Genomic DNA, 7,485 nt, shown 5'->3' on the forward strand with positions numbered 1-7,485 from the left:
CTCGGGCGGCAGTTGATGGACGACGGGCCGGACGTGGCGGCGCAGGTGGTGCACGCCGTGCGGCACGAGGCGTGCGAGCGCGTCGCCGACTTCGTGCTGCGCCGCTCATCGCTGTCGTTCACGCCGCATCGCGGCCGCCCCGCGCTCGCGCGCATCGCGGCCCTCATGCGCGAGGAACTCGGCTGGGGCGACCAGCGCACCGCCGAGGAGCTGGCGCACGTGCGCCGCCTGCTCGATCGCACCGACGGCGACAGGCCCACGGGCCTCAGCGCGTTCGCCGACCTCGGGTAGAGCACAAGGGACAAGGGAACAGCGACAAGTCACAAGGGATACAAGGGACGAGGGACAAGGAGTTCAAGGGACACGGGACAAGGACGGCCGAAGGACATGGAGTGTGTGCCTGGTATGGCGTTTCGGTACCCCGTACCCGGCACCCGGTACCCGGCTCCCTTGCGCGATCCGGCCACCTTGTACCTGCCAGGGCCGCCTCTTGTCCGTCGTCCCTTGCCCTGCCTGTCGCTCGTCCCTCGACTCCCTTGTGACTCGTCTCCGTGTCCCTCGTCACTTGTGCAAGGATCTGCCCGTGCCCGTACGCTTCACTCCGGAGACGTGCCAGGCGGCGACGCGTGCGCTGGCGCGTCGCGATCCCGCGCTGGCGCGGTTGATCAAGGTGCACGGGCCGTGCGCGCTCGGCACGCGCGCCCGCCGCGACAGCTTCTCGGCGCTCGTGCGGTCGATCATCTACCAGCAGCTCGCCACGGCCGCCGCGACGACGATCCACGATCGCGTGATGGCGTCGATGGGCGTGCGGCGATGCCCGCCGCCAGCGACCTGGCTCGCCACGCCGGAAGCGACGTTGCGGGCGGCCGGCCTCAGCGGGCAGAAGATGCGCTACATCCTCGACCTGTGCCGCCATGTGACCGACGGCACGCTCGACACGCGGCACATCCACCGCCTCGACGATGAGGCGGTGATCGCGACGCTGACGCAGGTGAAGGGCATCGGTCGGTGGACCGCCGAGATGTTCCTGATGTTCCACCTGCAGCGGACCGACGTGCTCCCGCTCGGCGACCTGGGCGTGGTCACGGGGTTCGCGAAGGTGTACGGCGGCGGCACGAAGCTGTCCGCTGACGAGATGACGACCATCGCCGAGGCGTGGCGCCCGTACCGCAGCGTGGGCGCGTGGTACATGTGGCGCGCGCTCGAGGCCTAAGCCTCGGCCTTGGCCGACAGGCATTCCCACAGAGGTAGGGCGCGGTGTCCCACCGCGCCGCTGTGCGATAGCGGCCGCGTGGGACACGCGGCCCTACCCCTGACATCGCAGAGGACCATCCGTGATCGCAGGCCGCACCGCCTTCTCCCTCGCCGCGCTCTTCTCGTTCGGCGTCGCCCTCACCGCCCAGCAACCGGCGTCGACTCCGGCCGATGCGTCCAAGAAGGACGCGCCGTGGGACGTCGCGGCGCCGCTCGGGCCGACGCAGGCGCTCGCCTTCGAGACCGAGGAGGGCACGTGGATGAACGTCGACGTCAGCCCCGACGGCAAGACGATCGTCTTCGACCTGCTCGGCGACATCTACACGATGCCGATCGCGGGCACCGGCGGTGGCCTCGCGACCCGCATCACCAGTGGCGCGGCGTTCGACATGCAGCCGCGCTTCAGCCCCGACGGCACGCGCATCGCCTTCAGCAGTGACCGTAACGGCCTCTGGAACATCTGGGTGATGCAGGCCGATGGCAGCGGCGCGACCCAGGTCTCGAAGGAGGCGCGCTGGTTCGTGAACAGCCCGACGTGGGCGCCCGACGGCCTGTCGATCTACGCGCGCAAGCACTTCGTGAAGCAGCGGTCGCTCGGCTCAGGCGAGATCTGGCAGTTCCACGTCGCTGGCGGCGAGGGCCTGCAGGTCACCGAGAAGAACGGCTGGCAGAAGGACACGGGCGAGCCCGCCGTGTCGCCCGACGGCCAGGTGCTCTACTTCAGCAAGGACGTCACGCCCGGCGACACCTTCGAGTACAACAAGGACCCGTTCGGCAACATCTACTCGATCCTCCGTCGCGACCTGAAGACCGGCCGCGAGCGCGTGGTGACCGGCGGCGCGGGCGGCGCGATCACGCCGCGCGTCTCGCCCGACGGCAAGTGGCTCGCCTTCATCCGCCGCGTCGACACCGGCAGCCGGCTGTTCGTGCGCGACCTCGCCACCGGGCTCGAGACGAGCGTCTTCGACGGCCTCGACAAGGACCTGCAGGAGGCGTGGGCCGTGCACGGCGTGTACGCGCAGTACGCGTGGCTGCCCGACGGAACGGGCTTCGTGATCTGGGGCAAGGGGAAGATCTGGCGCGTCGATCTCGCGAAGAAGACCGGCACGCCGATCCCCTTCCGCGCCAAGGTCGAGCAGACGCTCAACGAGGCGCTGCGCTTCCAGCGCGAGGTGCATCCCGATCGCTTCGCCGTGCGCATGCTGCGGCACGCGAAGGTGTCGCCAGACGGCCGCAGCGTGGTGTACTCGGCCCTCGGTCACCTGTACCTGCGCGCGCTGCCCGACGGCGAGCCGCGCCGACTCACGCAGGACGCCGCGCACGAGGCCTGGCCGTCGTTCTCGCCGGACGGCCGCTCCATCGTGTACGTCACCTGGGACGATCAGGCCAAGGGCCGCGTCCGCGTGATCGGCGTCGATGGCCAGGGCGCCCGCGATGTCGTTGCCACGCCCGGCCACTACGCCGCCCCGTCGTTCTCGCCCGACGGCGCCTCGATCGTCTACCGCGCCACCGGTGCCGACATCGACCGCGAGCTGGCGTACGCCGTCGACCCCGGGGTGTTCGTGGTGCCCGCCGCGGGCGGCACACCGAAGAAGGTGACCGACAGCGGCCAGGAGCCGCTCTTCAACCGCGACGGCACGCGCATCTTCCTGCGGGATCGTCGGGGCGAGCAGTCGGTGCTCCGCAGCGTCTCGCTCGACGGCGCCGACGAGATCGTCCACGTGCAGTCGGAGAACGCGATCCAGATCGTCCCGTCGCCCGACAACAAGTGGGTCGCCTTCACCGAGCGCTTCAAGACGTGGGTGATGCCGTTCCCCGCGACGGGGCGCCCGGCGACCATCTCGGCGGGGGGCTCGGCGTACCCGATCGCGCAGGTGTCGCGCGACCATGGTTTCGCGCTGCACTGGTCGGCCGACAGCCGCCGCGTGCACTGGACGCTCGGGCCGGAGCTCTTCACGCGCGAGCTGACGAAGACCTACGCCTTCATCGAAGGCGGTCAGGCGACACCCGCCCCTCCCGAAACGACCGGCGTGAACATCGCGTTCACCGCCACGGCAGACATGCCGACGGGCGAGCTGGCCTTCACGAACGCCCGCGTCATCACGATGGCCGGTGCGAACCGCGCCGAGATCATCGAGCGCGGCACCGTCATCGTGCGTGGCAACCGCATCGTCTCCGTCGGCGCGACCGGCAAGGTGTCCATCCCTGCAGGCGCGAAGCGCATCGACGCCACCGGCAAGACCATCATGCCCGGCATCATCGACGCGCACGCGCACCTCGGTGGGCCCGGCGACGGCCTGATCCCGAAGGCCAACTGGCCGCTCATGGCCAACCTCGCGTTTGGCGTCACGACGTCGCACGATCCATCCAACGACACCGAGACGGTCTTCACGATGGCCGAGATGGTGCGCACCGGCGCGATCGTCGGCCCTCGCGTCTTCTCGACGGGCACGATCCTCTACGGCGCGGAAACGCCCTTCAAGTCGGTGGTCTCGTCGCTCGAGGACGCACGGTCGCACATGCGCCGCATGAAGGCGGCCGGCGCTTTCTCGGTGAAGAGCTACAACCAGCAGCGGCGCGACGCGCGCCAGATGATCATCAAGGCGGCGCGCGAGCAGGAGATGCTCGTGGTGCCCGAGGGCGGCTCGCTGCTCTACTACAACGAGACGATGATGCTCGATGGCCACACGGGTATCGAGCACAACCTGCCGGTGCCGAACCTGTACAAGGACGTCACCACGCTGTTTGCGAAGAGCGGCCTCGGCTACACGCCCACGCTCGTCGTGTCGTACGGTTCACAGAGCGGCGAGAACTACTGGTACCAGAAGGACGAGGTGTTCAGGAACGAGCGGCTGCTGACGTTCGTGCCGCGCGAGGTGGTGCTGCCGCGCGCCAGGCGCCGCGGGATGTCGTCGGAAGACGACTACGCGCACGTGCTCGTGTCGAAGGGCGCCAAGGCCGTGCTCGATGCCGGCGGTGCCGTGCAGCTCGGCGCCCACGGCCAGATGCAGGGCCTCGGCGCGCACTGGGAGCTGTGGATGCTGCAGCAGGGCGGCATGACCAACCACGAGGCGCTGCAGGCGGCGACCATCGCCGGCGCGCGCTACCTCGGGCTCGACAAGGACCTCGGATCGCTCGAGGCCGGCAAGCTCGCCGATCTCATCGTGCTCGACGGCAACCCGCTCGCCGACATTCGGCAGAGCCAGAGCGTGCGCATGGTGATGGTCAACGGCCGGCTGTACGACGCTGCGACGCTGAACCAGGTCGCTCCCGCCGCACAGGAGCGCCCGAAGCTGTACTGGGAGCGGTAGGGCCCGGGCATCACCCGCCGCCGCAGTGGTGTCCGGTAAACTGTCATTGACCACCGGCCGCCGGTTCCGAGCACATCATGACCACCAACGCCGCCCGCTTCCACTGGAACGACCCCCTGCTTCTCGACCAGCAACTGAGCGCCGAGGAACGCATGGTGCGCGACACGGCGCGCGCCTACGCGCAGGAGAAACTGGCGCCGCGTGTCCTCGAGATGTTCCGCCACGAGACACCGGCCCCCGAGATCTTCCGCGAGATGGGCGCGCTCGACCTGCTCGGCATCGTCATCCCCGAGACCTACGGCGGCACGGGGATGGGCTATGTCAGCTATGGCCTGGTCGCCCGCGAGATCGAACGTGTCGACTCGGGCTTCCGGTCGATGATGAGCGTGCAGGGCTCGCTCGTGATGGTGCCGATCAACGCCTTCGGCACCGAGGCGCAGAAGCAGAAATACCTGCCGAAGCTCGCCACCGGCGAGTGGATCGGCTGCTTCGGCCTCACCGAACCCAACGCCGGCTCCGATCCCGGCAGCATGACCACGCGGGCCAGGACGGTCGACGGCGGCTATGTCATCACCGGCAGCAAGGCGTGGATCTCGAACAGCCCGATTGCCGACGTGTTCATCGTGTGGGCCAAGGACGACACCGACACGATTCGCGGCTTCATCCTCGACAAGGGGATGCAGGGGCTGAGCGCGCCGGCGACGCATGGCAAGGTCGGCCTGCGCACGAGCATCACGGGCGAGATCGTGATGGACAACGTGTTCTGTCCCGAAGAGAACGCCTTCCCCGACATCCGTGGACTCAAGGGCCCGTTCACCTGCCTCAACAGCGCCCGCTACGGCATTGCGTGGGGGGCACTCGGCGCGGCGGAGGACTGCTGGTTCCGCGCCCGCGACTACGTCATGGACCGGCAGCAGTTCGGGCGCCCACTGGCCGCCAACCAGCTCGTGCAGAAGAAGCTGGCCGACATGCAGACGGAAGTCACGCTCGGCCTGCAGGCAGTGCTACGGCTTGGCCGCATGAAGGACGAAGGCACGGCGGCGCCCGAGATCACGTCGATCCTCAAGCGCAACTCCTGCGGCAAGGCGCTCGACATCGCGCGCCTGGCCCGCGACATGATGGGCGGCAACGGCATCGTCGACGAGTTCGGCGTCATCCGTCACCTGGTCAACCTCGAGGTGGTGAACACGTACGAGGGCACCCACGACGTCCACGCGCTGATCCTCGGCCGCGCGCAGACGGGCATCGCGGCGTTCGCGAACTGACAAGGGCCCGCGCCGCGCTTCATCCTGAACTCGGAATTCCGAATTACTGATACGTCCACTTGAGCACCCACGGGTCCGACGTGCGCGCCTGGAAGGCTCTCAGCCTGGCCTTGTAAGTGGTGAGCGTTGCCGCATGCGCGGGGTCGCTGGCCAGGTTGCGCGACTCGTGGGGATCCTGCTCGAGGTCGTACAGCTCGAACTCGTCGCGCTGCACGTAACGACCCACGGTGCGCTTTCCGTAGGCCGCCTCGCTGCCGCCCTTCCACGACGACTGCCAGGTCGCTGACGACCACAGGTCGGTCGAGAACGGGAACGGCAGCTGCCAGGCGATGTTCCAGATCAGCTTGTAGCGCCGGTCGCGCACCACGCGCATCGGGTAGTACATCTGGATCTCGTGGAACGTGTGCGAGGCGTAGATCTCGTCCCACCCGGGCAACGCCTCGCCGCGCGTGGCCGCCAGGAACGATCGCCCGTGGAGGCCGTGGGTCTCGGGCAACGTCGCGGTGGCCCTCACCTCACCACTTGCGATGTGCTGCTTGTACGTCGGCGTGGTCGCGCCCGCGGCGTCGAGGATCGTCGGCGTGATGTCCACCCAGCTCACCATCGCGTCCGAGGTCGCGCCCCTGCGTGATGCACGCGGGTGCCTGACGATGAGCGGTGACCGCAGTCCCGGCTCGTACACCGTCGTCTTGGCGCCGGGGAACGCGGCGCCGTGGTCCGAGAGGTACACGAACAGCGTCTGCTCGTACACGCCCGCGTCCTTCAGCACCTGCACCATGCGACCCACGCCCTGGTCGAGCCGCGCGATCGACTGGTAGTACTGCGCGAGCTCGGCGCGCGTCGCCGGTGTGTCGGGCAACCAGGCCGGCACGATGACCTTGGCCGGGTCGAACGTCACCGTCTGCACGCCCGGGTAACCCTCCGGTCGATTGCCGAACCGATCCGGGCCGTTTCGCGTGCCGTCCGTCGTGCCTCCACCACGATGCGGGTCGGAGGTGGCGATGTAGAGGAAGAAGGGCCGCGCGTCGCGGGCACTCACGAAGGCCCGCGTCCGTTCGGCCATCTCCACGGTGTTGCGTCCGTCAGCACCGAGCACCTGCTCGAAGCGGTACGTATCCGCCGGCGCCACGTGGAACTTGCCGATGCGCGCCGTGCGGTAGCCCGCCTCCTGCAGCAGCACGGGCAGCGGCCGCAGGTTCGCGTAGCTCTGGAAGTGGCTGTAGTCGTGCTCGTGCCCGTACTGCGCCGTGCGGTGGTTCTGCAGCCCGGTCAGCAGCACCGACCGGCTCGCGCTGCAGCTCGCCGTCGTCGCATACGCGTGCGGGAAGCGCACACCCTCGGCCGCGAGCGCGTCGAGGTGCGGCGTCTTCACCGCGGTGTTGCCGTACGCGCCGGTGTCCTGCCCGTGGTCGTCGGCGACGAACACGACGATGTTGAGACGAGACTGCGCTGGCGATCCTGCGCGCGTCGAGTCCTGTGCGAACGAGGCGCTGGCTGGCGCGAACAGGCCGAGGCCCAGGCACAGCGTGGCGAGGCGAACGAGGGAGCGGCGTTCCGGACGCATGGTGCCCGGAAGACTACCAGCGTCTGCTCAGCCGATCACCGCCAGGTGCCGCGCGTCGGCCGACGGCACCGCCCGCACGGGGACGTGCCGG

At 69.1% G+C, this 7,485-nt stretch carries 5 protein-coding genes; 4 read left to right on the forward strand and 1 reads right to left on the reverse strand.

Annotated features, from left to right (window positions below):
* The 4 genes from ACIRDX_RS18595 to ACIRDX_RS18610 form a co-directional block, all read left to right on the forward strand.
* A partial coding sequence (locus ACIRDX_RS18595; protein ID WP_396626934.1) for a glycerol-3-phosphate dehydrogenase C-terminal domain-containing protein occupies positions 1–291 on the forward strand: 291 nt, incomplete at its 5' end.
* A gap of 292 nt (positions 292–583) precedes the next feature.
* Positions 584–1,213, forward strand: coding sequence for a DNA-3-methyladenine glycosylase family protein (locus ACIRDX_RS18600; protein ID WP_396626935.1), 630 nt, complete (start codon positions 584–586; stop codon positions 1,211–1,213).
* A gap of 121 nt (positions 1,214–1,334) precedes the next feature.
* Positions 1,335–4,565, forward strand: coding sequence for an amidohydrolase family protein (locus ACIRDX_RS18605; protein ID WP_396626936.1), 3,231 nt, complete (start codon positions 1,335–1,337; stop codon positions 4,563–4,565).
* A gap of 77 nt (positions 4,566–4,642) precedes the next feature.
* Positions 4,643–5,830 (forward strand): acyl-CoA dehydrogenase, encoded by a 1,188-nt coding sequence (locus ACIRDX_RS18610; RefSeq protein WP_396626937.1) that lies wholly within the window; start codon positions 4,643–4,645, stop codon positions 5,828–5,830.
* Positions 5,831–5,873: 43 nt separating this feature from the next.
* Here ACIRDX_RS18610 and ACIRDX_RS18615 read toward each other — a convergent pair whose 3' ends face one another.
* Positions 5,874–7,394: a sulfatase gene (locus tag ACIRDX_RS18615; protein ID WP_396626938.1), complete on the reverse strand. Its 1,521-nt coding sequence runs from the start codon at positions 7,392–7,394 to the stop codon at positions 5,874–5,876.
* Positions 7,395–7,485: the final 91 nt, after the last annotated feature.

This window comes from Luteitalea sp., from assembly GCF_044337415.1.
Taxonomy (GTDB): Bacteria; Acidobacteriota; Vicinamibacteria; order Vicinamibacterales; family Vicinamibacteraceae; genus Luteitalea.